The following is a 25,320-nucleotide window of genomic DNA, read 5'->3' on the forward strand; positions in this document are numbered from 1 at the left end:
GCCGGCGCACCGGGCCCCCCGCCCGTCACGCGCTCAGCAGCCTCCGCAGCCAGTTCACATGCGCCGCCCGCGCCGACTGGGAGAGCGCCGCCTGCGGCGCGAAGCCGTCGAAGCCGTGGAAGCCGCCGGGCCACACGTGCAGCTCGGCCACGCCGCCGGCCTGCCAGATGCGCGAGGCGTAGGCGACGACCTCGTCCCGGAAGGTCTCCGCGGAGCCGACGTCGAGGAACGCCGGGGGCAGCCCGGTCAGGTCCTCCGCACGGGCCGGTGCCGCGTACGCCGGTACGTCGGGGCCGCCGCGCCGCGAGCCCAGCAGCGCCGTCCAGCCGGTCTCGTTGGCGGTGCGGTCCCACACCCCGAGGCCCGCCATCTGGTACGTCGACGGCGTGTCGTTGCGGTCGTCGAGCATCGGGCACAGCAGGACCTGCCCGATCGGCTGCGGCCCTTTGCGGTCCCGCGTGAGCAGGGCCAGGGCCGCGCACAGCCCGCCACCCGCGCTGGCGCCCGCGATGACGATCCGCTCGGGGTCGGCACCGAACTCGGCGGCGTGGTCCGCCGTCCACAGCAGCCCGGCGTACACGTCCTCGATCGGCGCGGGGTGCGGATGCTCGGGCGCCAGCCGGTACTCCACCGACACCACCACCGCATCCAGCGCCTGCGCCCACGCCAGCGGGACGTCGACGCCGACCCGGTTGTTCCCGATGACCATGCCGCCGCCGTGCACGTGGTAGATGACGGGCCGCGCCCCGGCGCTCGCCGGAGCGGTCGGCCGGCAGATCAGCAGCGAGATGTCGGGCTCGCCCTGCGGCCCGGGCACCTGCCGGTCCTCCACCTCGAACGTCCCGCCCATCGTCAGGTCCATATCGGCCAGCAGCTGTATCCCAGGGCCCTGGCGCACCTCGGCGATCTCGTCCAGGGTGAGACCCGGGCTGATCATGTCCTTGATCAGCTCCAGGGCTCCGGCGAGTTCCGGGTCGAACGGGGGCGGAACATGCGTCATGACGTCTCCTCGGGCGAGGTCGCGGCGGCTCGTGCTGCCATGATCGGTCCCGCCGCACCGGACCCGGGCGCCGCCGTCCGGCGGAACCTCCCCGCCGTACGGCGGGTGGCCCACCGGTGGCGGGCGAGGGCCACGGCCGTGAGCGCCGCGACCAACGCGCACACCCCGAGCCACCCGAAGCTGCCGTACGCCCGCACACCCAGCCACGAGCCGACGGCGCCCCCAAGATACGCGCAGGTCATATAGGCGGTGGTGAGCCGGCTGCGCACCTCGGCGCGCAGCGCCTGGATCCGCACCGTGTTGGCGACCATCCCGGACTGCATGCCGACGTCGAGCAGCAGCGTGCCCACGATCAGGGCCGCCACCCCCGCCGCACCGCCTACGCCGCCCAGCGCCAGCACCGCGGTCGAGGCGCCCACCACCAGGAAGCACACCCGGTTGACCGCGTCCGGCCCCCGCCGGTCGACCTGGCGGCCCGCGACCGGCGTGCACACCATGGTCACCGCGTTGACCAGGGCGAGCAGCCCCACGGCCCCCGCGCCCCTGCCGTACACCGGACCCGTGAGCAGCAGCGCCACGCCCGTCCACACCGCGGAGAAACCGGCGAACACCAGGGCCTGGTACAGGCAGGAGCGCCGCAGTCCGGGCTCCGAGCGCAGCAGCCGCAGCGGCTCGGCCAGGAGCGCGACGTAACACTGGGAGGAGGACGCGGACGTCAGCGGAAGCAGGCGTGCCGACAGCGCGGCCACCGCCAGGGACAGCACGGCGGCCAGGACGTACGGGGCCCGCCAGCCCAGCCACTCGCCGAGCGCGCCGCCGGCGGTGCGCGCAGCATGCCCGCGAGGGAGCCGCTCAGCAGGGTGCCGCCGGTGACGCCCCGCCGCTCCTGCGGCACCAGACCGGCCGCCAGCGGCCCGGCGAGCGGCGCCGCCACCGTCGTCACCCCCACCAGGGCACTGGCGGCGACGAGCGGCACCAGCCCCGGCGCGGCACTCGCCGCGAACAGCCCTAGGCCGGTCAGCGTCAGGAGGGTGACCAGCAGCGGGCGGTACGGGAGGCGGTCACCGAGGGGGACGAGCAGGCAGATCCCGGCCGCGTAGCCGAACTGCGTCGCGGTGACGACGCCGGCGGCCGCGTCGGGCGAGACGTGCAGCCCGGACGCGATCAGTGGGCTGAGGGCCTGCGGGAAGTAGACGTTGCCCACGGCCGCGCCGCAGACGAGCGCCAGGGCGAGGATCACCCGGGGACTCGCGCCCGGGTGCGCGGTAGGCTGCCGTCGATCCTGATCCGTCATGGACCGAAGTCCACGCCATGGCAGGGCGGTTGCCAAAGGATGTAGCGGGGGCCTCAATGATCAGCTTCCGGCTCGACGCCGCGGACCTCGCCGACACCCGCTTCGCGATCTCGCCTCTGCGCGAGGTGATGGGCAGCCTGCGTGCCCTGCGCGCCCCCGCGCTCTACCCCCTGCACGTCCGGTGGCGCGCCGCCGTGCTCCAGCAGCTCGACCCGGCCGATGCCCGGCTGCTCGCGGCCCTGGTGGGGGACAGCTTGGCGCTGCCCGACTTCCTGACCCCCAGGCCGGAATCCTTCGCGCCCGCTCTCGACGAGCAGCTGACCGTCGTACGCGCCACACCCCCCGAGGCCGTACGCCGCGACCTGCTCGCCGCCCACGCGCCCAGGCCCCTGCCGCCGGCCCTGCGGGCGGTCACCGCGCCCGGTGACGCACCCGTCGCGGAGCTGCTGGAGGAGCTGTGCGCCCTCCTGCGGCGGTACTGGGAGTCGGCGCTGTCGCCGTACTGGCCCCGGATGCGGCTCGTGCTGGAGGCCGACATCACCCACCGGGCACGGCAGCTGGCCACCGGCGGCGCCCGGCTGCTCTTCGCCGACCTGCACCGCAACCTGCGCTGGGACGACGGCGTCCTGCGCGTCGACCGCATGCGCGGACGTCATCACGTGGACGGCTCCGGACGCGGCCTGCGCCTGGTGCCGTCCCTCTTCGCGCACCAGCCGGCGCCCCCGGTCAGCGCCGCGGAACCGCCGATGCTCGCCTACCCCGGCCGGGGCGCCGCCACCCTGTGGGAACCGGAGCCCGAGCCGGACGCCCCCGCCCTGACCGCCCTGCTCGGCGCGCCCCGCAGCACCCTGCTGCGGCTGCTGGCCGAGCCCCTGGCGACGGTGGAGCTGGCCCGGCGCCTCGGGGTGACCCCGAGCGCCGTGTCCCAGCACCTGCGCGTCCTGCACGCGACGGGCCTGGTCACCCGCGCCCGCGACGGCCGCCACGTCCTCTACCGGCGCAGCCCGCTGGGGGAGCGGCTGGCCCAGCACGGCCCGGCCTGAACGCTCAGTGGCGCGCCGTGCCGGACCGGGCCGGAGCGGACCCGGACGGCGGCCTGCTGCGTGAGACGACGCGCATGCCGCAGCCGTCGACGACCCGGACCTGCAGCGAGCCGCAACCGCAGCGCGTCCACTCCGTGCGGCCCGTCGCGGTGGTGTGCCGGGACAGCACCTGGAACGGATCGCCTCCGTCCGGCCAGCCGCAGTGCGGGCAGACGGTGCCGGTGGTGCTGGTCATGTCTCTGACTCCTCGCGTTTCGTGGCTGGTTGACCGTCGCGACACAGCCAGGGTGCGTCGAAGACTCCGTACACGTCCAGGTTGACTTTGTGGACGTCATTGTGAAGCGTGTACTTCATGATTGACCTGCGCCGGCTGCACGTCCTGAGGGCGGTCGCCCACTACGGCACGGTCACCGCGGCCGCCCGAGCCCTGCACTTCACCCCGTCCGCCGCCTCCCAGCAGATCCGGCAGCTCGCCCGTGACCTGGGCGTCGACCTCCTGGAGCCGCAGGGGCGCGGAGTCCGCCTGACTCCGGCCGCCGAGAGCCTGCTCGCGCATGCCGACGCCATTCAGGCCCGCTGGGACCAGGCGGAACTCGATCTGCGGGCCGACCACGGGGCGCCGTCCGGCGTGCTGCGCGTGACGGGCTTCCCGGTGGCCATCTCGGTCCTGCTGGCGCCGATGGCGGCCCGGCTGGGGGAGCGGCACCCGCGGCTGTCCGTACGGATCACCGAGGCGGGCGTCCCGGAGAGCTTCGACCTCCTCTTCGAGGGTGACATCGATCTGGCGATCGTCGAGTCGACCCCGCACAACCCGCCGCTGAGCGACACGCGGTTCGACCAGCAGCCGTTGCTCGACGACCCGTTCGACCTGGTCGTCCCCGACGGGCACCGGCTGGCCGGACGGGCCCGGGTCGATCTCGCGGAGGCGGCACACGAGGCGTGGATCGCGCCGGTGGAGGAGAGCGCCTGCCGCCCACACGTCCTGTCCGCCTGCGGCGCGGCAGGGTTCACGCCCGACGTCGTCCATCACGCCCTGGACTGGAACGTGGCCGCCCACCTCGTCGCCCACCGGCTGGGCGTCGCCCTCATCCCGCGGCTCGCCCATCTGACCCCGCATCTCCCGATCACCCGGGTGCGCTGCGAAGGCAACCCCCACCGCAAGCTCCTGACCTGCACCCGCGGCGGCGGCCACGCCCGCCCGGCGGTGGCGACGGCCCTCCGCGAACTACGGGAACTGGCTCCCACGGCAGTCGCCTGAAGCGCTGAGCGCACTCAGGGGCGCGGGGAACTGCGCGAACAGCCACCGCGCACCCGCGGACGGCAAGGGTCAGGCCCCGGGCGCCCCCACCCGCAGCGCGTCCATGACGAGGTCCAGCAGGCGGTTGGCGCGTGGTTGCCAGTCGGTGTGCGGGTCGATCGTCCAGAGGCCGCCGACGGCCAGGAAGAGATCGTCCGCGGTGATCCCCGGGCGGATGGTGCCGGCCTTCTCGTTCGCGCGCAGGAGGATTTCGGCCGCCTCGGTCAGCGGCGTAGGGGCCGGCTTCGCCGGCTTTCCCGGGCCGCCGGTGGCCTGGCGGATCGCGTCGGCCAGACCGGCCTTCGTCATGGCGAACTGCGCGCAACGGTTCAGCCACTCGCGCAGTGCCTGGTCCGGTTCCCGGCATTCCAGCAGCGGTGCCGCGGTGTCGGCGACCTGCTGCATCTCGTGCCGGTAGATCTCCATGACGAGCGCCTCACGGCTCGGGAAGTGGCGGTAGAAGGTCCCCTGCCCGACGCCCGCCTTCTTGGCGATCGCACTCAGCGGAGCGTCCGCCGAACGCGTCAGTTCGACCAGCGCAACCTCCAGGATCCGCTCGCGATTGCGTTGCGCGTCCGAGCGCAGAGGAGCGTCCTTCTTCTGCCGCACTCGCCCTCCTCGCAGTCCTTGGCCGAAACCGGTCCTTGATAAGCGGACAGCTGTCCGTTACGTTTTCCCGGGTAACGGACAAGTGTCCGCTTGCCTCATCGTATCGGCGGGACGCCCGCGCGGACAGCCCGAGACGGCCGCGCCGCGGCCGGCCTGCCCCGCATCCTGCACCTTTGTGAACCGGCCCCGCCACCCACACCCCCTGCCGCCTGACCTTGAGACGTGAGAAAGAAGGCTTCCATGCCCCCATCGACGTCCAGCGACCTCACCCTGTCCGTCAACGGCGAGAAGTACACGCTGACCGTCGACCACCGCACCACCCTCCTCGACGCCCTGCGCGAGCGCCTGGATCTGACCGGCACGAAGAAGGGCTGCGACCAGGGCCAGTGCGGTGCCTGCACGGTCCTGGTCGACGGCCGCCGGGCCGTGTCCTGCCTCCAGCTCGCGGTGGCGGCCGAGGGGCGTGAGATCACCACCATCGAGGGCGTGGCCGACGGCGATCAACTGCACCCGGTGCAGGAGGCGTTCCTCGACCTCGACGGTTACCAGTGCGGATACTGCACGCCGGGGCAGATCTGCTCGGCCATCGCGGTGATCGAGGAGCACGTGGCGGGCTGGCCCAGCGCCGCCACCGACGACATACGCCCCGACGCGGGACCGCCACCGCTGACGCCGGAGGAGATCCGGGAGCGGATGAGCGGCAACCTGTGCCGTTGCGGCGCGTACGTGTCGATCGTCCAGGCCGTGGCCCGCGCCGCCGAGGCCAAGGGGGCGGCGGCATGAGGGAGTTCGGCTACCAGCGCGCCTACGACGTCTCCGGCGCCGTGGCGCTGCTCGAAGGCGACGGGGAAGCCCGTTTCCTCGGCGGCGGCACCAACCTCGTCGACCTGATGAAGACCGGCGTCGAGCGGCCCGCCCTGCTCGTCGACGTCCGCGAACTGCCCCTGAACCGCATCGAGCCGACCGGCGACGGCGGACTGCGCATCGGTGCCACGGTCACCAACAGCGACCTCGCCGCGCACTCCGAAGTCCGGCGCCGCTACCCGGCGTTGGCGCAGGCGGTGCTGGCCGGGGCCTCCGGGCAGCTGCGCAACATGGCCACCGTCGGCGGGAACCTGCTCCAGCGCACCCGCTGCGGCTACTTCGCCGACGTCACTTCCGCCTGCAACAAGCGCAACCCCGGCAGCGGCTGCCCCGCGATCACCGGTGAGCACCACAATCACGCCATCCTTGGCGCCTCCGACCACTGCGTGGCCACGCACCCCTCCGACATGGGCGTGGCGCTCGCCGCGTTCGACGCCGTCGTCTCCTACGAAACGGCCGACGGGCCGGGGGAGTTGCCGCTCGCCGACTTCTATCTGCCCGTGGGGGAGACCCCGCATCTGGAGACGGCGCTGCCGCCGGGTGCGCTGATCACCGCCGTCACCCTGCCGCCCGCCCCGGTCGCGGCCCGCTCCCGCTACCGCAAGGTGCGCGAGCGTGCCTCGTACGCCTTCGCCATCGGCTCCATCGCCGCCGCCCTCGACGTCCAGGACGGCCTCGTACAGGACGTACGCCTGGCCTTCGGGGCGGTCGCCTCCCGCCCCTGGCGGGCCCGCGCGGCCGAACGCGCCCTGATCGGGGCCCGAGCCGACGCCGAGAACTTCGCCGCCGCCGCGGACGCCGAACTGGCCGATGCGAAACCGCTGCCCCACAACGGATACAAGGTGACCCTGATGCGCAACCTCGTCGTGGCCGGCTTGAGCGAACTCGCCGAGGAGGCCGCCCGATGACCACCGCCACCCAGGGCTCCGTCGGCACCTCCCACACCCGCGTGGAAGGCCGCGACAAGGTCACCGGAGCCGCCCGCTACGCCGCCGAGATCCCCTTCGCCGAACTCGCCCACGGCTGGCTGGTCCTGTCCACCGTCGCCCGCGGCCGCATCCGCGCCGTGGACACCGAACCCGTCCTCGCCATGCCCGGCGTCCTCACCGTGCTCCACCACCACAACGCCCCGCGCGTCGACAGCGACTACGTCGGCTTGCTGGGTGCCCGGCCGGACCCGACGGTCGCCCTCTTCCAGCACGACCGGGTGGCCCACATGGGCTGGCCGGTGGCGCTGGTCGTCGCCGAGACGTCCGAGCAGGCCAGAGAGGCCGCCGAGGCCCTCGTCGTGACGTACGACGAGGAGCCGCACGACGTCGCGTTCTCCGCCGAGCGGCAGACCGAGGCGTATCCGGTCGACGCCCACCTGCCGGGCGTGGTGGAGAAGGGCGACCTGGAGGCCCGACTGGCCTCCTCCGCCGTCGTGGTGGACGCGGAGTACACCACTCCGGAGGAGTACCACAACCCGATGGAGCCGCACGCCGCGACGGCCCTGTGGGAGGGCGGCCGGCTGGAGGTCGTCGACTCCAACCAGGGCACGATCTGGGTCGCCGGCGAGCTCGCGAACCTGTTCTCCCTCGACCCCGCCTCCGTGCGGGTGCGCTCCGAGCACGTCGGCGGCGGCTTCGGCAGCAAGGGTGTCCGCGCGCACCAGGTGGCCGCCGTGATGGCCGCGACCGTCCTGCAACGCCCGGTCCGGGTCGTCATGACCCGCCGGCAGATGTTCTCGCTCGCCGGCTACCGCAGCCCCACGGCCCAGCGGGTCAGGCTCGGCGCCGACGCGGACGGGCGGCTGCGCGCCCTGGAGCACCAGTCCCTGAACATGACCTCGTCCGTGCACGAGTTCGTGGAGCCGAGCGCCGCGGCCGGCCGCGTACTGTACGACGCCGACGCGCATCACACGGCCAGCCGGATCGTGCGGCTCGACGTGCCCACCCCGACCTGGATGCGGGCCCCCGGGGAGGCGCCCGGCTCGTTCGCGCTGGAGTCGGCGTTGGACGAGCTCGCCGAGCGGTGCGGCATCGACCCGATCGAGCTGCGCGTGCGCAACGAGCCCGAGCGCGGCCCGGTGTCGGGGCTGCCGTTCAGCAGCCGCAACCTGATCGCCTGCTTCCGGGAAGGCGCCCGCAGGTTCGGCTGGGCCGGCCGGGACCCGCGGCCCGGAGTGCGCCGCGACGGCCGCTGGCTGCTCGGCACGGGCACCGCGGCGGCCTCCTTCCCCTCGGGAGCCATGCCCTCCACGGCGGCCGTCACCGCGGAGGCGGACGGCACCTTCACGGTGGGGGTCAACGCCGCGGACATCGGCACCGGCGCCCGGACCGCGCTCACCCTGGTCGCCGCCGACGCGCTGGGCGTGCCGACGGACCGCGTCCGGGTGCGCCTCGGGGACAGCGACCTCGGTCCGGCCATGATCGCCGGCGGTTCGATGGGCACCCGCTCCTGGGCGTGGGCCGTCACGGCCGCCGCCGAGGAGCTGCGGCAGAGCCTCGCGCCGGGCGCCGACATTCCGCCCGAGGGCATCACCGTACGGTCGAACACGGCCGAGGCCATCGGCGCCCTCGCCCAGAAGGAACGGCACTCCTTCGGGGCGCAGTTCGCCGAGGTCGCCGTCGACCCGGCCACCGGTGAGGTCCGGGTGCGCCGCATGCTGGGCATCTTCGCGGCCGGCCGGATCGTCAACCCGCTCACCGCCCGCAACCAGCTGGTCGGCGGCATGATCTGGGGCATCTCGATGGCCCTGCACGAGGAAGCCGTCCGGGACAGGGCCACGGGCGGTGTCTACGGCGCCGACCTCGCGGGCTACCACGTCGCCGCGCACGCCGACATCCCGCACATCGAGGCCGACTGGGTCGACGACCCCGACCCGGACGACCCGGTCGGCATCAAGGGCATCGGCGAGATAGGCATCGTGGGCGCCGCCGCGGCGGTCGCCAACGCCGTGTGGCACGCGACCGGCGTCCGCCACCGCCACCTGCCCATCCGCCCCGACCGTGTGCTGATGGCGGACGGCGATGCTTGACCTCGCCGGGCACCTGCACGAATGGGCCGAGGAGGGCCGGGACTTCGCCGTCGCCACCGTCGTGGCGGTCGGCGGCAGCGCCCCGCGCCCTCCCGGCGCCGCCCTGGCCGTCTGCGCGGACGGCACGGCCATCGGCTCGGTCTCCGGCGGCTGTGTGGAGGGCGCGGTGTACGACCTGTGCCTCCAGGCACTCCAGGACAGGGAGACCCGGGTCGAGCGGTTCGGCTACAGCGACGAGGACGCCTTCGCGGTCGGACTGACCTGCGGCGGGGTCATCGACATCATGGTCACCCCGTACGACGCCGACGATGCGGCCCGGACCGCCGCACTGTCGGCCGCCGCCCACGACGAGCCGGTCGCTCTCGCCCGAGTGGTCCACGGCCCGGCCGGCCTCCTCGGCCGGGCGGTGCTCGTACGCCCCGACGGCAGCCACGAAGGCGGCCTCGGCGGCCACCCCGAGCTGGACCGCACGGCGATCGCCCAGGCCCGCGCCCTGCTGGAGGCCGGCCGCACCGGCACGGTCGAGGTTTCCCAGGACGGCTCGCACTGCCCGGGCGGTCTCACGCTGCTCGTCGAGTCGGCCGTCCCACCGCCCCGCATGATCGTCTTCGGTGCGATCGACTTCGCCGCCGCCCTCGTACGCGCGGGCAAGTTCCTCGGCTACCACGTGACGGTCTGCGACGCCCGCCCCGTCTTCGCGACCAGGACCCGCTTCCCCGAGGCCGACGAGATCGTCGTCGACTGGCCCCACCGCTACCTGGCGAGCACGGACACGGACGCGCGGACGGTGCTGTGCGTGCTCACCCACGACGCCAAGTTCGACATTCCCCTGCTGACCGAAGCCCTGCGGCTGCCCGTCGCCTACGTCGGCGCCATGGGCTCCCGCCGCACCCACCAGGACCGCAACCGGCGGCTACGGGAGGCAGGCGTCGGCGAGCGCGAGCTGGCCCGGCTCAGGTCACCCATCGGCCTCGACCTGGGCGCCCGTACGCCCGAGGAGACCGCCCTGTCCATCGCGGCCGAGATCGTCGCCGCGCGGCACGGCGGCACGGGCCGGCCGCTCACCGGCGCGGACACCCCGATCCACCGGGACGAGCGGGCGGCCGGGCCGCTGCCGCAGCCGGTCTGAGCGGTACCCTCGCCGACGACATGCCGGAGGGGCCGCGGCCGATGACGGCCGGGGCCCCTCCGTGGCATCGCGCGCGAGCGGGTCAGGCAGCGGCCGGCTCCGTGACGCGGCCGTGCAGACGGGCGACGACCTCGGTCAGCTGCGCGGCGACCTCGGCGTCGTCGGCCGGGTGCGTCTCGGCGAAGCGGGTCACGGAGCCGGGGATGGACAGCTTGACGTCCTCCAGCACCTTGCCGCCGGCCACGCCCACGGACTTGCGCGTCTCGTCGTGCGCCCAGACACCGCCGTACTGGCCGTACGCGGTGCCGACCACGGCCACCGGCTTGCCGCTGAGGGCACCGGCACCGAACGGGCGGGACAGCCAGTCGATGGCGTTCTTCAGGACGGCCGGGATGGTGCCGTTGTACTCGGGCGTGAACAGGATCAGGCCGTCGGCGGCGTTGGCGGCCTCGCGCAGCTTCGCGGCGGCGGCCGGTACGTCGCCCTCGACGTCGATGTCCTCGTTGTAGAAGGGGATCTCCGCCAGCCCCTCGAACAGCTCCACCTCCGCACCCTCGGGGGCGAGCTTGACGGCGGCCTCCGCGAGCTGGCGGTTGTGCGAACCCGCGCGAAGGCTGCCGACGAGGGCGAGGATACGAACAGACATGGTGACTCCCACGTAGTGAAGGACGGCTCCGAAACACTGCCGTTACGATCCGGACCGGGGTCCGTTTAAAGTTGTATCATCCTAACCGGACCGCGGTCCAGTTTTGTTCCCGATGCTTTACGCTGGCTTCATGGCCACCGTCCCACCCCCCTTCCCGACGCCTCAGGAATCCGTCGGTCATCCCGAGCTGTTCCAGCTGGGCACCGCGCCGGCGCCCGACGAGCCGTGCCTGCGGGCCGACGCCGCGCGCAACCGGGCCCGGCTGCTGGAGGCCGCCGCGCGGCTGGTGGCGGAGCGCGGCGCGGACGCCGTCACGATGGAGGCGGTGGCCGCCGAGGCCCGTGTGGGCAAGGGCACGGTCTTCCGCCGGTTCGGCGACCGCACCGGCCTGCTGACGGCGCTGCTCGACCACTCCGAGAAGAAGTTCCAGGCCGCCTTCCTCGCCGGGCCGCCGCCGCTCGGACCCGGAGCGCCGCCCGTGGAGCGGCTGCGCGCATTCGGCCACGCGATGCTGCGCCGCTCGGCCGACGAACTGGAGCTGCAACTGGCGGCCGAGCCGGGCGCCAGCCGCCGCTTCACCGCCCCGCCCCGCCGGGTGCTGCGCCACCACGTGACCATGCTGCTGCGCCAGGCCGTCCCGGAAGCGGACTGCGAACTGCTCTCCCACACTCTGATGGGCCAGCTCGACCCGGCGCTGATCCACCACCTGACCAGGCAGTGCGGGATACCCATGGCCCGCCTGGAGGACGCCTGGGCCGACCTCGTCGACCGGGTGACGGGCACGGCCGCGGGCGGCTGAGCGCCCGTCCCGGGCTCCCGTGACCGCTCACGGCTTCCTCACAACTCCCCCGCCCGACAGGCGCATTGGGGCTTCTGCCAAGATGCCGTACGTCATGGTGCAGATACCCAAAACGCCCGCGCCCCCGTCGCCCGCACCGCTGCGCTCCGTGCCCACGAGCGCCGATGTGGCCCGCCTGGCCGGCGTCTCGCGCGCGACCGTCTCCTACGTCCTCAACAACACCAGCGCCGTACGGATCAGCGAGCCCACCCGCCGCCGGGTCCACGAGGCCGCGAAGGAACTCGGGTACGTCCCGCACGCGGCGGCCCGCAGCCTGCGTGCCGGGCACAGTCGTATGGTCCTGATCCCCGCGCCGACCTTCCCCGTCGGCCCGCTCTACAGCCGGTTCCTCGCCGACCTGCAGGGTGCGCTCGGCAGCCTGGACTACACGGTGGTGCAGTACGGCACCGGCGGCCCGCACGGCGACGAAGCCGCCCGCGCCTGGGCCGAACTGCGGCCCGTGGCCGTGCTCGTGCCCGGTTCCGGGCTCGGCCCGCGCGGGGTGGCGGTGCTCAAGCGCTCGGGGGCGCGGGCCGTGGTCACCCTAGGCCCCGAGACCATCGAGGGCGCGCACGCCCTGCTCATGGACCACGACGTGGTCGGCCACAGCGCGGGCTCCCACCTCTACGACCGGGGCAGGCGCCGTATCGGCGTCGTCGTCCCGCGGGAACCCGGCCTCGAGGCGTTCTCCGCGCCCCGGCTCCACGGTGTGCGCGAGTCCCTGCGGGGTACCGACGCCACCTTGACCGAACTGCCCCTCGCCTACGACGAGGAGGCCGCCGCACGCCTCGCCGCCCGCTGGCGGGGCCTCGGCCTGGACGCCGTGTTCACCTACAACGACGAGTACGCGATGCTGCTGATGCGGGCCCTGCAGGACGAGGGCGTCCGCATCCCTGAGGAGACGGCCGTGATCGGCGCCGACGACCTGATGCTCGGCCGGCTGCTGCGGCCGCGGCTCAGCACGGTCCGCCTGGAACTGCCCTCCGGCCGGGAACTCGCCGAACTGGTCGACCGCGCCGTGCGCAAGCCCGGTACCGAGCCCGAGACGCACAAGGTCCTGGGCGCGACGGTGCTGCACCGAGAGTCGAGCTAGCCGTCCCTGCCGGGTGCGGCTCAGCGGCGGCTCGTCGGGTTCGCGCGGCCACTGCTCGGGTTCGCGGGTAGCCGGTCGGGTTGGAGTGGCGGCGGTTTGGTTCGCGTGGCCACCACTCGGCTTCCCTTGGCAGCCGGTCGGGTTCGCGCGGCAGCTGCTCGGAGATCCCGCGGTCACGGTCGGGGAATCCCCGGTCACCGTTCGGGATCGCGCGGCAGGCGGTCCGGATCGCGCGCGACCGTTCGGGTTCGCGCGGCCACCGCTCGGCAGCCACTCGGGATCGCCGGTCGGTTCGCGCGGCCACCGGTCCGGACCGGGGCCCCGGTCCGGACCGCACGGGCCCCCGGTCCGGACGGCACGGGTTCCCGGTCCGGACGGCACGGCTTGCCGGTCCGGCCCGCACGGGCCCCCGGCCATGACTGCGCGGCCACCGGTCCGGACCGCGCGGCCGCCGCTCGGTAGCCACTCGGGATCACCGGTCGGTTCGCACGGCCACCGGTCCGGACCGGGCCCCCGGCCCGGCCCGCACGGGCCCCCCGGCCATGACCGCGCGGCCACCGGTCCGGACCGCGCGGCCGCCGCGGAGGGCGGTCGGCCCGGGCGGCGTCCCTCGGCATGACTAGGATGTTGCATGCTCAACAAAATGCGGACGCTTACGAACGCCGCCGCGGCACCCACCGCTGCGGACCGGTCGGCGCGTCCCGCCATGTGACCGCCGAACCGGCCGCGCACGCACGGGAGTTCCGCTCGCCCCGTCAGCCGGTGACCGATCGATCGGAGAGCCGTCATGCCGTTGCTCGACAGCAGGACCTGGCAGCCCCAGAGCCTGACGGGCCCCGGGTACACCGTCACCGAGCCCGCCACCGGCCAAGCCCTCGGCAGCCTCGCCCTCGCCGGCCCGAAGGACGTCGAGGCCGCCGCCGAGAGGGCCGCCGCCGCCCAGCGCGAGTGGGCCCGTGCCCCGCACTTCGCCCGGGCCGCCGTGCTCCGCAGGGCCGGCGACCTGTTCACGGCACACGCCGCCGAACTGCGCGAATGGCTCGTCCGCGAGTCCGGTTCCGTCCCCGGCAAGGCCGACTTCGAACTGCACGTCGCCGCCCAGGAGTGCTACGAGGCCGCCGCACTCGCCTCCCGCCCGGCCGGCCAGGTCCTGCCCAGCGAGGCGCCGCGCCTGTCGTACACGCGCCGCGTCCCGGCCGGTGTCGTGGGCGTGATCTCCCCGTTCAACGCCCCACTGATCCTGTCCATCCGCTCCGTCGCACCCGCCCTGGCCCTCGGCAACGCGGTCGTCCTCAAGCCGGATCCGCGCACCGCCGTCTGCGGAGGGCTGTCCCTCGCCGCGGTCTTCGCCGCCGCGGGCCTGCCGCAGGACCTGCTGCACGTGCTCCCCGGCGGCCCGGACGCCGGACAGGCCCTGGTCGCCGACCCGCGCGTGCCGGTCATCTCCTTCACCGGCTCCACCCCCGCCGGGCGGGCCGTGGGCGAGGCCGCAGGCCGTCACCTCAAGCGGGCCCACCTGGAACTGGGCGGCAACTCGGCCATGATCGTGCTGGCGGACGCCGACCTCGACGCGGTGATCTCCACCGCCGCCTGGGGCTCCTTCTTCCACCAGGGCCAGATCTGCATGACGACCGGGCGCCACCTGGTGCACGCGTCCCTGTACGACGAGTACGTCGAGCGGCTCGCCGCCAAGGCGGACTCGCTCGCCGTCGGCGACCCGTTCCGCGAACAGGTCCACCTGGGCCCGATCATCGACTCCGGCCAGCTCGCCAAGATCAGCGGCCTGGTCGAGTCCAGCAAGGCGTCGGGTGCCAAGCTCGCCGCGGGCGGCACCCACGACCGGCTCTTCTACCGGCCCACGGTCCTCGCCCACGTCGGCGACCACACCCCGGCGTACACGGAGGAGGTCTTCGGGCCCGTGGCGCCCGTACGCTCCTTCACCACCCCCGACGAGGCGGCGGCCCTGGCCGCGCAGAGCTCCTACGGACTCTCCCTGGGCATCGTCACCCGCGATACGGCCCGTGGCCTGGACCTCGCCGAGCGCATACCGACCGGCATCGTCCACATCAACGACCAGACCGTCAACGACGAGGCCGTGGCACCCTTCGGCGGAGTCGCCGCCTCCGGCACCGGCGCCCGCTTCGGCGGCGAGGCCAACCTGGAGGCCTTCACCGAACTGCGCTGGACGACGGTACGCGGAGACGTGGCTCCGTATCCGTTCTAGCCCTGCGGCGCCTGCTGCCCCTCCTGGGCCTGCTGCTCGGCGATCGCCTTGCGGACCTCGTCCATGTCGAGGTTGCGGGCCTGCCCGATGACGTCCGTCAGGGCGGCCTCGGGCAGGGCGCCCGGCTGGGCGAACACGGCGACCTGGTCACGGACGATCATCAGCGTCGGAATCGACTGGATACCGAAGGCCGCGGCCAGCTCCGGCTGCGCCTCGGTGTCCACCTTGCCGAACACGAGGTCCGGGTTCTCCTCCGCCGCCTTCTCGTAGACCGGCGCGAACTGCTTGCACGGCCCGCACCAGGACGCCCAGAAGTCGATCAGGACGAACTCGTTGTCCGTGACCGTCTGGTCGAAGTTCTCCTTGGTGAGCTCCACGGTGCTGCTCATGGCGTAAATCCCTCTTCCTGGTGTGGGTCAAGCCGTCGGCACAACACGGCCGACCTGGTACGTATTCCGCGCCCCTACCCGTGTGGCCAGGGCGCACACCACCCACCAGACTGACCTCATGACGGAAACGGAAACCAACGCGTACGACGTCGTGGTGCTCGGGGCCGGACCCGTGGGGGAGAACGTCGCCGACCGCACCCGCGCGGCCGGTCTGACCACCGCGGTCGTGGAGAGCGAACTGGTCGGCGGCGAGTGCTCGTACTGGGCGTGCATGCCCAGCAAGGCCCTGCTGCGGCCGGTCATCGCCCGCGCGGACGCCCGCCGCGTGCCGGGCCTGAGCCAGTCGGTGCAGGGCCCCCTCGACGCGTCCGCGGTCCTCGCCCACCGGGATTACTACACCTCGAACTGGAAGGACGACGGGCAGGTCGGATGGCTCGACAGCATCGGCGCCGACCTGTACCGCGGCCACGGGCGCCTGACCGGCCCGCGCACGGTGACGGTCACCGGCCCGGACGGCGGTGACCGCGTCCTGACCGCCCGGCACGCCGTCGCCGTCTGCACCGGCAGCCGCGCCGCCCTGCCCGGCCTGCCCGGACTCGACGCGGTCCGGCCGTGGACCAGCCGGGAGGCCACCAGCTCCAAGAGCGTGCCCGGCCGCCTGATCGTGGTCGGTGGCGGCGTCGTCGCCACCGAGATGGCCACCGTCTGGCAGGCCCTCGGCTCGAAGGTCACCATGCTGGTCCGCGGCAAGGGCCTGCTCCCCCGGATGGAGCCCTTCACCGGAGAGCTCGTCGCCGAGGCGCTCACCGAGGCCGGCGCCGACGTCCGCACCGGCACATCGGTGGAGTCGGTGACCCGCCAGAACGGCACCGTCGTCGCCGTCACGGACGGCGGCGACCGCGTCGAGGGCGACGAGATCCTCTTCGCGACCGGCCGCGCGCCGCGCACCGACGACCTCGGGCTGGAGACGATCGGTCTGGAACCGGGCTCCTGGCTCGACGTCGACGACAGCCTCCGCGTCACCGGCCACGACTGGCTGTACGCGGTCGGCGACGTCAACCGGCGCGCCCTCCTCACCCACCAGGGCAAGTACCAGGCCCGGATCGCGGGCGCCGCCATCGCCGCGCGGGCGACCGGCGAATCCCTCCTCGCCCAGCCCTGGGGCGCCCACGCCGCGACCGCCGACCACGCGGCCGTCCCCCAGGTCGTCTTCACCGACCCGGAGGCGGCGGCCGTCGGCCTGTCACTCGCCGAGGCCGAGCAGGCGGGGCACCGGGTGAAGGCCGTCGACGTGGACCTGTCCACCGTCGCGGGCGCGGGCCTGTACGCCGACGGCTACAAGGGCCGCGCCCGCATGGTCGTGGACCTGGAGGACGAGATCCTGCGCGGAGTGACCCTCGTCGGCCCCGGCGTCGGCGAGCTCATCCACTCCGCCACGATCGCCGTCGCCGGCCAGGTCCCGATCGGCCGCCTGTGGCACGCCGTCCCGTCGTACCCGACGATCAGCGAGGTGTGGCTGCGGCTGCTGGAGGCCTATCGCGACGCCTGACCTCCGCATCGTCCGGCCGGTCCGGCCCCGGGGCGGTTCCCGCCGGGCCCGGGACCGGCCCCGGGCTTCCGGCGCCGGCCGGGCCCGACGGTCACGCGTGCGCGGGCACCACCAGCTCCCGGTAGTCCTCGCTCCACAGGTCCTCCTCCGCCTCCGGCAGCAACAGCACCCGGTCGGGCCGCAGCGCGTCGACGGCGCCCTCGTCGTGCGTGACCATGACGATCGCGCCCGGGTACGTGCCCACCGCGGCCAGGACCTCGGCACGCGAGGCCGGGTCGAGGTTGTTGGTGGGCTCGTCGAGGAGCAGCACGTTCGCGCCCGAGTGCACCAGCCCCGCCAGGGCGAGCCGGGTCTTCTCGCCGCCGGAGAGGACGCCGACGCGCTTGTCGGCGTCGTCGCCGGAGAACAGGAACGCGCCCAGGACCTGGCGCACTTCGCCGTCGGCGAGGTGCGGTGCGGCACCCGCCAGATGCTCACGCACCGTCAGTTCCGGTTCCAGCGTGTCGTGTTCCTGGGCGAAGTAGCCGAGGCGCAGCCCGTGCCCGTGGACCACCCGGCCGCTGTCCGGCGTGTCCTGCCCGGCGAGGATCCGCAACAGGGTCGTCTTTCCGGCGCCGTTGGGCCCGAGCACCACCAGGCGGCTGCCCCGGTCGACGGCGAGATCGACGCCACGCAGGACGTGCTGCCCGGCGTACGACCTGGTCAGACTGACCGCGCCGAGCGGGATCCGGCCACAGGGCGCCGGCTCGGGCAGCCGGATCCTGGCGGTCTTCTCGGCGCGCCGGGCCGGTTCGAGGTCCGCGAGCATCCGGTCGGCGCGGCGGGCCATGTTCCGCGCGGCCACCGCGGTCGCCACCCGGGCCCGCATCTTGCCGGCCTGGGCGTGCAACGCCGCCGCCTTGCGCTCGGCGTTCGCCCGCTCGCGGGCCCGCCGCCGCTCGTCGGCGTCCCGCTGGGCCAGATACTCCTCCCAGCCGGTGTTGTGGACGTCGAGCGCGGCCCGCCCGGGATCCAGGTGGAAGACCCGGTTCACGGTGCCGGCCAGCAGGGACGTGTCGTGGCTGATCATCACCAGCCCGCCCTGGTGGCTCGTGAGGAACCCGCGCAGCCAGGCGACCGAGTCCGCGTCCAGATGGTTCGTCGGCTCGTCCAGCAGCAGTGTGCCGTGCCCGGCGAACAGGATGCGGGCCAGCTCCGCGCGCCGGCGCTGACCGCCCGACAGGGCGCGCAGCGGCCGGTCCATCAGCCCCGCCGGCAGTCCGACGCCGGCGGCGACCCGGGCGGCCTCCGCCTCGGCCGCGTATCCGCCGCGCGCCTGGAACTCGGCCTCGGCCCGCACATAGGCGTTCATCGACCGCTCCGTCCCGTCGGCCATCGCGGCCTCGGCGCGGCGCAGGGCCCGTACGGCGTGGTCCAGGCCGCGCGCGGACAGGATCCGGTCGGTGACGGTGACCGACTGGTCGGCCGCGCGCGAATCCTGCGGGAGATGACCGACGTCACCGGTGCGGGTGACGGTCCCGGCGGCGGGCCGCAGGGTGCCCGCCAGGGTGTGCAACAGGGTCGTCTTCCCCGCGCCGTTGCGGCCGACCAGGCCGATGCGGTCGCCGGGGGAGACGTGGAAGGAGACGCCGGACAGCAGCAGACGCGCGCCCACGCGCACGTCGACGTCACGAACGGTGATCATGAGAAAACGCTCCGAACAAGCAATCCGAACAAGCAAGAGGACACACGGGTGGCGTGGAAGCGGGTCCTCGGCTAGGAAATTCGGGGCGTAGACATGAACGTCACGGTAACGGAGGCGCCTGCCGGGCGCCTCCGAATTTCCGCGGCGGTCGGCGTCATGGCGGCAGTCGGCGTTACGGCAGCTCGAAGCCGAGCGCCCGCGCGGCCTCCTCCGGCGTCGGCTGAGCCCAGCGCTCCGTCACCGCCTGGTTGGACGACAGCGACCGCGACTCGGCCCGGTCGAGATACAGAACCCCGTCGAGATGGTCCGTCTCGTGCTGCACGATCCGCGCGGGCCAGCCCGTGAACACCTCGTCCAGCGCGTGCCCGTGCTCGTCCTGCCCGGTCAGCCGCACCTCGGCGGCCCGCGCCACCACCGCCTGCCAGCCCGGCACGCTCAGACAGCCCTCGAAGAACGCGGCCCGCGCGCCGCCGACGGGCTCGTAGACGGGATTGACCAGCACCCGGAACGGCTGCGGCACCCGCCCGCGCGCCAGCCGCACCTCCTCCGGCACCGGCGCCGGGTCCTCGATCACCGCGATCCTGAGCTCCACACCGACCTGCGGCGCCGCCAGGCCGACCCCGGGCGCCGCGCGCATGGTGCTCCGCAGGGCCTCGACGAACCGGGCCAGCAGCGCGGGCCCCAGCTGACCGTCGTACGGCTCGGTGCCGCGCCGCAGCACCGGATCACCGGCCGCCACGATGGTCAACGGGCCGCCACCGGCGAGGAGTTCCTCGACCCGCTCGGCCAGGGGTGCACGATCGCTCGGAGTTCCCATCGCGTCAGGATGACATGGCACCCCCCACCCTCGCGTGTCGCACGTCACACGCACTTCCCGGGAACTGGACGCCCCCTCAGCCCGACTACTGCACCGCAACGGCCACGAAGACGTCCCCGGGAGAACCCGCCGATGACCACCGCTCCCTCGACCACCACGGACGAGGCCCCGCGACCCGCCGCCCCGGCGCCGTCGAAGAACAACTGGGCCCCACTACGCCCGCTCATCCTCCGCCTGCACTTCTACGCCGGGGTACTGGTGGCGCCGTTCCTCATCGTCGCCGCCACCACCGGCCTGCTGTACGCCGCCTCCTTCCAGGCCGAGAAGATCGTGTACGACCATGAACTGACCGTCCCCGCGGGTGAGCGGAAGCTGCCGATCAGCGAGCAGGTGGCCGCCGCCCGCGAGGCCCATCCCGAGGGCACGGTCTCGGCCGTACGCCCCTCACCCGAGGCGGACGCGACGACCAGGGTGATGCTGTCCGGTGTTCCGGGCGTCGACGAGGGACACACGCTCGCCGTGTTCGTCGACCCGTACACCGCGAAGGTGCGCGGCTCCCTCGACCAGTACGGCTCGACCGGTGCGCTGCCCCTGCGCACCTGGATCGACGAGTTCCACCGGGACCTGCACCTGGGCGAGCCGGGGCGGCTGTACAGCGAACTGGCGGCCAGCTGGCTGTGGGTGATCTCGGCCGGCGGACTGGTGCTGTGGTTCTCCCGCCGCCGTGCCCTGCGCAGGGTGCGGGGCACGAACGGACAGCGCCGCACCCTCGGGCTGCACGGCAGCGTCGGCGTGTGGGCGGCGGCCGGGTTCTTCTTCCTCTCGGCGACCGGCCTGACCTGGTCGGCCCACGCCGGGGCGAACATCGACGAGTTGCGGACCTCGCTGGGGCAGGCCACCCCGGCGGTGTCGGCGTCGGCGAGTGGCGAACACACCGGCCACGGTTCGGCCGCCGGGCAGGCCGGAGACGCCGCGCACGGGGTGGGCCTGGACAAGGTCCTGGCGGCGGCCCGGGCCGAGGGGCTGGGCGACCCGGTGGAGATCGTGCCGCCGGCGGACGCGCAGTCGGCGTACGTCGTCCGGCAGGTACAGCGCAGCTGGCCGGAGAAGCAGGACTCCGTCGCGATCGACCCGGCCGGTGGCGAGGTCATGGACGTGGTGCGGTTCGCCGACTACCCGGTGCTCGCGAAGCTCACCCGGTGGGGCATCGACCTGCACACCGGCATCCTGTTCGGCCTGGCCAACCAGATCGCCCTGATGCTGCTCGCGCTCTGTCTGATCCTGCTGATCGTGTGGGGCTACCGCATGTGGTGGCAGCGTGGCCGTGGCTCCGCCTTCGGCCGCCCGGTCCCACGCGGCGCGTGGCAGCGGGTGCCGCCACAGATCCTGGTGCCGCTGCTGGCGGGGGTCGCCGTCCTCGGCTACTTCCTGCCTCTGTTCGGCATCCCGCTCGCGGCCTTCCTGGCCGTCGACATCCTGCTGGGCGAGATCGCCTACCGACGGGGACGGCGGACGTACGGGGCGGGGACGCCGGCGCGGTAGCGGACCGGCCGACGCGCAGGTGCCCGGCTCCCCGTGGGGGGCCGGGCACCGTCAGGTACGTACCGGTCAGCGCTGCTCGAAGTCACCCGCGAGCGCCGAGGCGATCCGCAGATGCGGCTCCGCCTCCTCGTGCCGGTTCTGCCGCTGGAGCGTGCGGCCGAGCATCAGCCGGGCGTAGTGCTCGACCGGGTCCCGCTCGACGATCGTCCGCAACTCGGCCTCCGCGCGGCGCAGTTGGGCCGAGTGGTAGTAGGAGCGCGCCAGCAGCAGCCGGGGCCCGGTCTGCTCGGGCACCTCCTCGACCAGCCCGCCCAGGACCCGCGCGGCGGCGGCGTAGTCCTTGGCGTCGAAGAACATCTGCGCGCGCTCCCAGCGCTCCGCCGGTGTCCCGTGGGCGTAGTACGTCGCGTCGTAGGTCGTGTTCACTCGTGCCTCCTTCGAGGCCGACAACCGAACGTGTTGGTTTAATATTCCACTACTGGATCAGCTGGTACTCGCCGAGGGCGGCAGGTTCGGCCAGGCCGGGACGCCCGGCCACAGCCCGAATGACGCGCTGACGCGGGCCCTTCCACCGGACTAGGTTGTGCGTCATGAGCAATCTTGAGCGCGAGGCGGCTCCCTCCCTGTGCGGTGGCCGCGGCTTCGTCGTAGCGGAGCCGGTTCGCGAACTCCTCAGTCCGCGCCACGTCAAGCTGGGCGAATCCAGCGAGGTCCGCAGGCTGCTGCCCAACCTCGGCCGCCGCATGGTCGGAGCCTGGTGCTTCGTCGACCACTACGGCCCCGACGACATCGCCGACGAACCCGGTATGCAGGTGCCGCCGCATCCCCACATGGGACTCCAGACGGTCAGCTGGCTGCACGAGGGGGAGGTCCTGCACCGCGACTCCACCGGCAGCCTCCAGACGATCCGGCCGCGCGAACTGGGCCTGATGACCTCGGGCCGGGCGATCAGCCACTCCGAGGAGAGCCCCCGCTCGCACGCCCGTTTCCTGCACGGCGCGCAACTGTGGGTCGCCCTGCCGGACGGCCACCGCCACACCGACCCGCGCTTCGAACACCACGCCGACCTGCCGGTCGTCACGGCACCCGGCATCAAGGCGACGCTGATCCTCGGCGACCTTGACGGCGCGACCTCGCCCGGCACGGCGTACACCCCGATCACCGGCGCCGACCTGGCCCTCACCCGAGGCGCGGACGTACGCCTCCCGCTGGAACCGGACTTCGAGTACGCCGTCCTGTCCATGTCCGGCGAGGCCCACGTGGACGGCGTCCCGGTCCTGCCAGGCTCGATGCTCTACCTCGGCTGCGGCCGCAGCGAACTGCCGCTGCGGGCGGAGTCGGACGCGGGCCTGATGCTCCTGGGCGGCGAGCCGTTCGAGGAGGAACTGATCATGTTCTGGAACTGGATCGGACGGTCGCAGGAGGAGATCGAACAGGCGCGGCGGGACTGGATGGAAGGGACACGTTTTGGTGAGGTGAAGGGGTACGACGGGGATCCCCTGCCTGCCCCTGAGCTGCCGGTGACGCCTCTGAAGCCACGGGGCAGAGTGCGCTGACCTGCGAAAATGAGCGTTCGTCGGTGGCGGATGATTGACTTTCCGTCGTGTGTTCTCATCCGCCGACTGGGAGCCCCGGCCTGCCGTCGAGGCACGAGCCGCCTCCCTGTTGCCCGCGCTGCTGCTCGCGCGCGTGGACGGCAAGTCCCCGGTGGAGTACCTGACGGAGGACCGGCACCGGCTGTTCGTCCGCACGGCGGCATCCGCCCTGCTCCGGGCACCGGCCCCGACGGTGGAGGACGTGCTTTCCCGCCGGATACCGCGATGGCCGACCCGGCCTTCGACCCCGTCGCCTTCGACCGGGAGCAGCGGGTCGACTCGCCCGGCATCGCGGAACTCATCTAGCCCGACGGCATGCACACCACCGCTACCCGCGGGGTGCGGCCCGTGGTGACCGCCCGCGGCCGGACCGGCATTCGTCGGTTCGAAGCGGCGGGGGCGTCGGCCCGGGCCGGCCCCTGCAGTGCCGCCGAGGATCTTGCCCGCTTCCACGTGAGGTCCGAGTCGTTTCGCCGACCTGACGCTGACCGTGGCGCTACACGTCACGGTGCCGAGTGCCGCGCTCAGCCTGACGTGATCCCCGCCGGAGTGCCGGCGGGGATTCTCTGCCATGGAGGAGGGGGCGGAGGACAGGTCAGGACGGGATGAGCTGCCATTGCTGCCGCGTCTGCGACGCGTACGGCTGCTGCTCGATGTTGGCCCCGTCGGCGGTGCTGCCCTCGTCGACGCCGAGACAGAGCCCGCTGTAGCGGTTGACGAGGATGTAGTTTCCGTCACCGGTGGGCGTGACGGCCCAGTGCTGCTGGGGGGCGTTGGCGTCTGCCCAGATGCCGACGTTGCCGCCGTCCGCGCGGGAGAGACCGGCGACCTCCAGAAGCTTGCCGCTGCCCACGCCCTTGATCTTGTAGTAGCCGTCGCCGGTGCTGGTGAAGGTCCACTTCTGGTTCGCCTGGTTGAGCCAGGGCCACTGATGGACGTTGGTGCCGTTGGCGGTGCGCCCGCCCTCCACGTCGGCGACCTTGCCGCTGTGCCGGGCGACCAGCCGGTAGACGGTGCCGTCGCCGGGCAGTGTGGTGGATACCGGCGCGGGCTTGGCCGTCCGGCCGCCGATCCTGAGGCCGCCGATGTTGGCGTAGCCGCCGGTGGCCGCGTTGACCTTGATCCGTACGAAGCCCACGTTCCTGGCCGGCCACTCGACCAGCTTGAACTTGCCGTTGCCGGCCCAGGTGCCGGTGGCGACCTGGGTGAAGGTGACCCCGTCGGTGCTGGTGGAGATGGTGTACGAGGTGATGTCACCGTCGGTGGAGTCGGTGCGGTTCCACTGCTTGGGCAGGTACTCCAGGGTGGAGACGTTGCTCCACACCCCGCCCAGGTCGATGGTGATGGACTGCGGCAGCGGCAGGCCCCAGGTCGACCAGCAGGTTTCGTAGCGGACGTCGCTGAGTCCGTCGATGGCGTGGAGTGGTCCCTCGCCGGTGTGGAAGGCGGTCGCATACGCGTTGACGGGTGTGACCGGGTGCTCGGCGCGCAGTGGCTGTGTGGGCAGCGGTGGCCGGGAGGTGTTCGGGCTCCAGGCGGCACCCACTTCGGCGAGCCGGTTGACGATGTTGGTGTCCAGCAGGCCGTCGCGGTTGGGCGGGCAGTTGAGGATGAAGGAGGTGTACTTCGGCTCCAGGTCGGCCAGGTGCGACAGGATCGCGGCCTTGCTCATGAGGCTCTCGGTCGGGGTGGAGGGGTGCCAGAACCATCCGTTGCTGATGGTCTGCCCCTGCATTCCGGCGTAGGTGTTGCCCGCCGGCGCGGTGATCCCCAGCGGCTCCTCGAAGAAGATCGCGTCGCTGAGGAAGGGCTCGGTCAGTCCGCCGATGTCGATCATGACGCAGTCCGGCTGCAGCTGCTTCACCAGCGAGCGGATCCTCTGGTAGGAGACGGCCTGCTGCCCCATCTGCCATGCGTAGCCGTCGGTCATGAACATGTCGATGGTGCCGTAGTGGGTGAGCAACTCGGTGATCTGGCCGAGGATGAAGGCCATGTCGCCGGGCTGGATGGCATCGGTGATGTCGAGCCCGGTCACCTTGTGCCGGCTCTCCCATGCCTCGACGCCGAAGGTGCGGTCCCAGATCGAGTAGTAGAACCCGACCTTCAGCCCCTTCGCCCGGAACGCATCGCAGTACGCCCGCACCACGTCCTGCTTGTAGGAGCTGTTCGCGACGTTCTGGGTGCCGTAGGCGCTCGGCCACAGGGCGAAGCCGTCGTGGTGCTTGGTGGTCAGGATGCCGTAACTCATCTTCGCGGCGGCCGCCGCGTCGGCCCACTGCGCGCAGTTGACGCTCGGGGGAGCGAAGAGGGTGGGGCTCTGGTTGGGTTCGGCCCACTCCTGGTCCGTGAACGTGCCCAGGCTGAAGTGGTTGAACATGCCGAACCGCATGTCGACCATCTTGCTCAGGTTGGTCTGCGTGTCCGCGGCGGCCGCCTGCGGTAGAAGGCGGGAGAAGCCGGGGACGATCGGCAGGGCGGTCGCGGCGGTTGCCGCCCCCGCCGCACCGAGAAGCGTACGACGAGTCATTCTTCGTGAGGACATGGCCCACTCCTGTGGATCGATGGCATTGATTGCGGTGACAACGCCCCGGAGCGCAGTCACGGCCTGGGCGCCGGGGCGCTCACGGATGGCCGACGTGGCTGTGAAAGGGTGCTCCGCTGGAGCCTGCCGGCCGAGCGGGTGCCACA

General features: G+C 73.1%; 21 protein-coding genes and 1 pseudogene. 12 read left to right on the forward strand and 10 right to left on the reverse strand.

All coding sequences use genetic code 11. The features are described 5' to 3' along the window. Nucleotides 1–25: 25 nt before the first annotated feature. Both QF034_RS37145 and QF034_RS41645 read right to left on the reverse strand, forming a co-directional pair. Complete coding sequence (locus tag QF034_RS37145) at nucleotides 26–1,000, reverse strand: alpha/beta hydrolase (RefSeq protein WP_307179041.1); 975 nt, start codon at nucleotides 998–1,000, stop codon at nucleotides 26–28. Continuing rightward, a pseudogene (locus tag QF034_RS41645) lies at nucleotides 997–2,294 on the reverse strand (MFS transporter). Before QF034_RS41645 ends, QF034_RS37145 begins: the two are co-directional and overlap by 4 nt. 56 nt (nucleotides 2,295–2,350) lie before the next feature. On the opposite strand from QF034_RS41645, the gene QF034_RS37160 reads away from it, so the two are divergent. Beyond that, nucleotides 2,351–3,337, forward strand: coding sequence for an ArsR/SmtB family transcription factor (locus tag QF034_RS37160; RefSeq protein ID WP_307179044.1), 987 nt, complete (start codon nucleotides 2,351–2,353; stop codon nucleotides 3,335–3,337). Between the two features lie 4 nt (nucleotides 3,338–3,341). Here the strand turns inward: QF034_RS37160 and QF034_RS37165 are convergent, their stop codons facing one another. Further along, nucleotides 3,342–3,572: a hypothetical protein gene (locus QF034_RS37165; protein ID WP_307179045.1), complete on the reverse strand. Its 231-nt coding sequence runs from the start codon at nucleotides 3,570–3,572 to the stop codon at nucleotides 3,342–3,344. Nucleotides 3,573–3,689: 117 nt separating this feature from the next. Here QF034_RS37165 and QF034_RS37170 point away from each other — a divergent pair, with 117 nt between their 5' ends. Further along, the gene (locus QF034_RS37170) at nucleotides 3,690–4,595 is read left to right on the forward strand and encodes a LysR family transcriptional regulator (RefSeq protein WP_307179046.1); all 906 of its coding nucleotides are present in this window, start codon (nucleotides 3,690–3,692) and stop codon (nucleotides 4,593–4,595) included. A gap of 69 nt (nucleotides 4,596–4,664) precedes the next feature. On the opposite strand, the gene QF034_RS37175 is transcribed toward QF034_RS37170, so the two are convergent. Next, nucleotides 4,665–5,243: a TetR/AcrR family transcriptional regulator gene (locus QF034_RS37175; protein ID WP_307179047.1), complete on the reverse strand. Its 579-nt coding sequence runs from the start codon at nucleotides 5,241–5,243 to the stop codon at nucleotides 4,665–4,667. A gap of 240 nt (nucleotides 5,244–5,483) precedes the next feature. Here QF034_RS37175 and QF034_RS37180 point away from each other — a divergent pair, with 240 nt between their 5' ends. The 4 genes from QF034_RS37180 to QF034_RS37195 are packed head-to-tail and all read left to right on the forward strand — an operon-like array spanning nucleotide 5,484 to nucleotide 10,255. Next, nucleotides 5,484–6,026, forward strand: coding sequence for a 2Fe-2S iron-sulfur cluster-binding protein (locus tag QF034_RS37180; RefSeq protein WP_307179048.1), 543 nt, complete (start codon nucleotides 5,484–5,486; stop codon nucleotides 6,024–6,026). Then, nucleotides 6,023–7,015, forward strand: a complete 993-nt coding sequence (locus QF034_RS37185) for an FAD binding domain-containing protein (RefSeq protein ID WP_307179049.1) — start codon at nucleotides 6,023–6,025, stop codon at nucleotides 7,013–7,015. The genes QF034_RS37180 and QF034_RS37185 overlap by 4 nt, the downstream gene beginning before the upstream one ends. Next, nucleotides 7,012–9,126: a xanthine dehydrogenase family protein molybdopterin-binding subunit gene (locus QF034_RS37190; RefSeq protein WP_307179050.1), complete on the forward strand. Its 2,115-nt coding sequence runs from the start codon at nucleotides 7,012–7,014 to the stop codon at nucleotides 9,124–9,126. Before QF034_RS37185 ends, QF034_RS37190 begins: the two co-directional genes overlap by 4 nt. After that, nucleotides 9,119–10,255: an XdhC family protein gene (locus QF034_RS37195; protein WP_307179051.1), complete on the forward strand. Its 1,137-nt coding sequence runs from the start codon at nucleotides 9,119–9,121 to the stop codon at nucleotides 10,253–10,255. The genes QF034_RS37190 and QF034_RS37195 overlap by 8 nt, the downstream gene beginning before the upstream one ends. A gap of 82 nt (nucleotides 10,256–10,337) precedes the next feature. Here QF034_RS37195 and QF034_RS37200 read toward each other — a convergent pair whose 3' ends face one another. Beyond that, nucleotides 10,338–10,901 carry an NAD(P)H-dependent oxidoreductase gene (locus QF034_RS37200; protein ID WP_307179052.1) on the reverse strand — a complete coding sequence of 188 codons (564 nt, stop codon included), beginning with the start codon at nucleotides 10,899–10,901 and terminating at the stop codon, nucleotides 10,338–10,340. Between the two features lie 130 nt (nucleotides 10,902–11,031). On the opposite strand from QF034_RS37200, the gene QF034_RS37205 reads away from it, so the two are divergent. The 3 genes from QF034_RS37205 (at nucleotide 11,032) to QF034_RS37215 (ending at nucleotide 15,056) form a co-directional block, all read left to right on the forward strand. After that, entirely contained in the window at nucleotides 11,032–11,700 is a 669-nt protein-coding gene (locus QF034_RS37205; protein ID WP_307179053.1) for a TetR/AcrR family transcriptional regulator, read from the forward strand. Nucleotides 11,701–11,782: 82 nt separating this feature from the next. Further along, complete coding sequence (locus QF034_RS37210; protein WP_370880912.1) at nucleotides 11,783–12,832, forward strand: LacI family DNA-binding transcriptional regulator; 1,050 nt, start codon at nucleotides 11,783–11,785, stop codon at nucleotides 12,830–12,832. A gap of 787 nt (nucleotides 12,833–13,619) precedes the next feature. Then, nucleotides 13,620–15,056 (forward strand): benzaldehyde dehydrogenase, encoded by a 1,437-nt coding sequence (locus QF034_RS37215; protein ID WP_307179055.1) that lies wholly within the window; start codon nucleotides 13,620–13,622, stop codon nucleotides 15,054–15,056. Here QF034_RS37215 and trxA read toward each other — a convergent pair. Continuing rightward, nucleotides 15,053–15,445: a thioredoxin gene (gene trxA / locus QF034_RS37220; RefSeq protein WP_020273887.1), complete on the reverse strand. Its 393-nt coding sequence runs from the start codon at nucleotides 15,443–15,445 to the stop codon at nucleotides 15,053–15,055. The two genes, QF034_RS37215 and trxA, sit on opposite strands and share 4 nt — an antisense overlap. A 118-nt stretch (nucleotides 15,446–15,563) precedes the next feature. On the opposite strand from trxA, the gene QF034_RS37225 reads away from it, so the two are divergent. Continuing rightward, entirely contained in the window at nucleotides 15,564–16,994 is a 1,431-nt protein-coding gene (locus QF034_RS37225) for a dihydrolipoyl dehydrogenase family protein (protein WP_307179056.1), read from the forward strand. 91 nt (nucleotides 16,995–17,085) lie between these two features. Here the strand turns inward: QF034_RS37225 and QF034_RS37230 are convergent, their stop codons facing one another. Together QF034_RS37230 and QF034_RS37235 are read right to left on the reverse strand one after the other, a co-directional pair. Next, nucleotides 17,086–18,678, reverse strand: a complete 1,593-nt coding sequence (locus tag QF034_RS37230) for an ABC-F family ATP-binding cassette domain-containing protein (protein ID WP_307179057.1) — start codon at nucleotides 18,676–18,678, stop codon at nucleotides 17,086–17,088. Nucleotides 18,679–18,850: 172 nt separating this feature from the next. Further along, on the reverse strand, nucleotides 18,851–19,495 hold the full coding sequence (locus QF034_RS37235) for a peptide deformylase (RefSeq protein ID WP_307179058.1): 645 nt from the start codon (nucleotides 19,493–19,495) through the stop codon (nucleotides 18,851–18,853). 132 nt (nucleotides 19,496–19,627) lie between these two features. Here QF034_RS37235 and QF034_RS37240 point away from each other — a divergent pair, with 132 nt between their 5' ends. Further along, a complete protein-coding gene (locus QF034_RS37240; protein ID WP_307179059.1) occupies nucleotides 19,628–21,037 on the forward strand; it encodes a PepSY-associated TM helix domain-containing protein in 1,410 nt (469 codons plus the stop codon). Nucleotides 21,038–21,103: 66 nt separating this feature from the next. On the opposite strand, the gene QF034_RS37245 is transcribed toward QF034_RS37240, so the two are convergent. After that, nucleotides 21,104–21,394 (reverse strand): tetratricopeptide repeat protein, encoded by a 291-nt coding sequence (locus QF034_RS37245; protein WP_051185616.1) that lies wholly within the window; start codon nucleotides 21,392–21,394, stop codon nucleotides 21,104–21,106. A gap of 233 nt (nucleotides 21,395–21,627) precedes the next feature. On the opposite strand from QF034_RS37245, the gene QF034_RS37250 reads away from it, so the two are divergent. After that, nucleotides 21,628–22,593 (forward strand): pirin family protein, encoded by a 966-nt coding sequence (locus tag QF034_RS37250; RefSeq protein WP_307179060.1) that lies wholly within the window; start codon nucleotides 21,628–21,630, stop codon nucleotides 22,591–22,593. A 634-nt stretch (nucleotides 22,594–23,227) separates the two neighbouring features. Here the strand turns inward: QF034_RS37250 and QF034_RS37255 are convergent. Next, entirely contained in the window at nucleotides 23,228–25,174 is a 1,947-nt protein-coding gene (locus QF034_RS37255; RefSeq protein ID WP_307179061.1) for an RICIN domain-containing protein, read from the reverse strand. Nucleotides 25,175–25,320: the final 146 nt, after the last annotated feature.

This window comes from Streptomyces africanus (assembly GCF_030816955.1).
Taxonomy (GTDB): Bacteria; Actinomycetota; Actinomycetes; order Streptomycetales; family Streptomycetaceae; genus Streptomyces; species Streptomyces africanus.

What these genes read in the sequence shown, in the direction of transcription:
- QF034_RS37145 (WP_307179041.1), bottom strand. Translation starts at nt 1,000, where the DNA reads ATGACGCATGTTCCGCCCCCGTTCGACCCGGAACTCGCCGGAGCCCTG.
- QF034_RS37160 (WP_307179044.1), top strand. Translation starts at nt 2,351, where the DNA reads ATGATCAGCTTCCGGCTCGACGCCGCGGACCTCGCCGACACCCGCTTC.
- QF034_RS37165 (WP_307179045.1), bottom strand. Translation starts at nt 3,572, where the DNA reads ATGACCAGCACCACCGGCACCGTCTGCCCGCACTGCGGCTGGCCGGAC.
- QF034_RS37170 (WP_307179046.1), top strand. Translation starts at nt 3,690, where the DNA reads ATGATTGACCTGCGCCGGCTGCACGTCCTGAGGGCGGTCGCCCACTAC.
- QF034_RS37180 (WP_307179048.1), top strand. Translation starts at nt 5,484, where the DNA reads ATGCCCCCATCGACGTCCAGCGACCTCACCCTGTCCGTCAACGGCGAG.
- QF034_RS37185 (WP_307179049.1), top strand. Translation starts at nt 6,023, where the DNA reads ATGAGGGAGTTCGGCTACCAGCGCGCCTACGACGTCTCCGGCGCCGTG.
- QF034_RS37190 (WP_307179050.1), top strand. Translation starts at nt 7,012, where the DNA reads ATGACCACCGCCACCCAGGGCTCCGTCGGCACCTCCCACACCCGCGTG.
- QF034_RS37195 (WP_307179051.1), top strand. Translation starts at nt 9,119, where the DNA reads ATGCTTGACCTCGCCGGGCACCTGCACGAATGGGCCGAGGAGGGCCGG.
- QF034_RS37200 (WP_307179052.1), bottom strand. Translation starts at nt 10,901, where the DNA reads ATGTCTGTTCGTATCCTCGCCCTCGTCGGCAGCCTTCGCGCGGGTTCG.
- QF034_RS37205 (WP_307179053.1), top strand. Translation starts at nt 11,032, where the DNA reads ATGGCCACCGTCCCACCCCCCTTCCCGACGCCTCAGGAATCCGTCGGT.
- QF034_RS37210 (WP_370880912.1), top strand. Translation starts at nt 11,783, where the DNA reads ATGCCGTACGTCATGGTGCAGATACCCAAAACGCCCGCGCCCCCGTCG.
- QF034_RS37215 (WP_307179055.1), top strand. Translation starts at nt 13,620, where the DNA reads ATGCCGTTGCTCGACAGCAGGACCTGGCAGCCCCAGAGCCTGACGGGC.
- trxA (WP_020273887.1), bottom strand. Translation starts at nt 15,445, where the DNA reads ATGAGCAGCACCGTGGAGCTCACCAAGGAGAACTTCGACCAGACGGTC.
- QF034_RS37225 (WP_307179056.1), top strand. Translation starts at nt 15,564, where the DNA reads ATGACGGAAACGGAAACCAACGCGTACGACGTCGTGGTGCTCGGGGCC.
- QF034_RS37230 (WP_307179057.1), bottom strand. Translation starts at nt 18,678, where the DNA reads ATGATCACCGTTCGTGACGTCGACGTGCGCGTGGGCGCGCGTCTGCTG.
- QF034_RS37235 (WP_307179058.1), bottom strand. Translation starts at nt 19,495, where the DNA reads ATGGGAACTCCGAGCGATCGTGCACCCCTGGCCGAGCGGGTCGAGGAA.
- QF034_RS37240 (WP_307179059.1), top strand. Translation starts at nt 19,628, where the DNA reads ATGACCACCGCTCCCTCGACCACCACGGACGAGGCCCCGCGACCCGCC.
- QF034_RS37245 (WP_051185616.1), bottom strand. Translation starts at nt 21,394, where the DNA reads ATGTTCTTCGACGCCAAGGACTACGCCGCCGCCGCGCGGGTCCTGGGC.
- QF034_RS37250 (WP_307179060.1), top strand. Translation starts at nt 21,628, where the DNA reads ATGAGCAATCTTGAGCGCGAGGCGGCTCCCTCCCTGTGCGGTGGCCGC.
- QF034_RS37255 (WP_307179061.1), bottom strand. Translation starts at nt 25,174, where the DNA reads ATGTCCTCACGAAGAATGACTCGTCGTACGCTTCTCGGTGCGGCGGGG.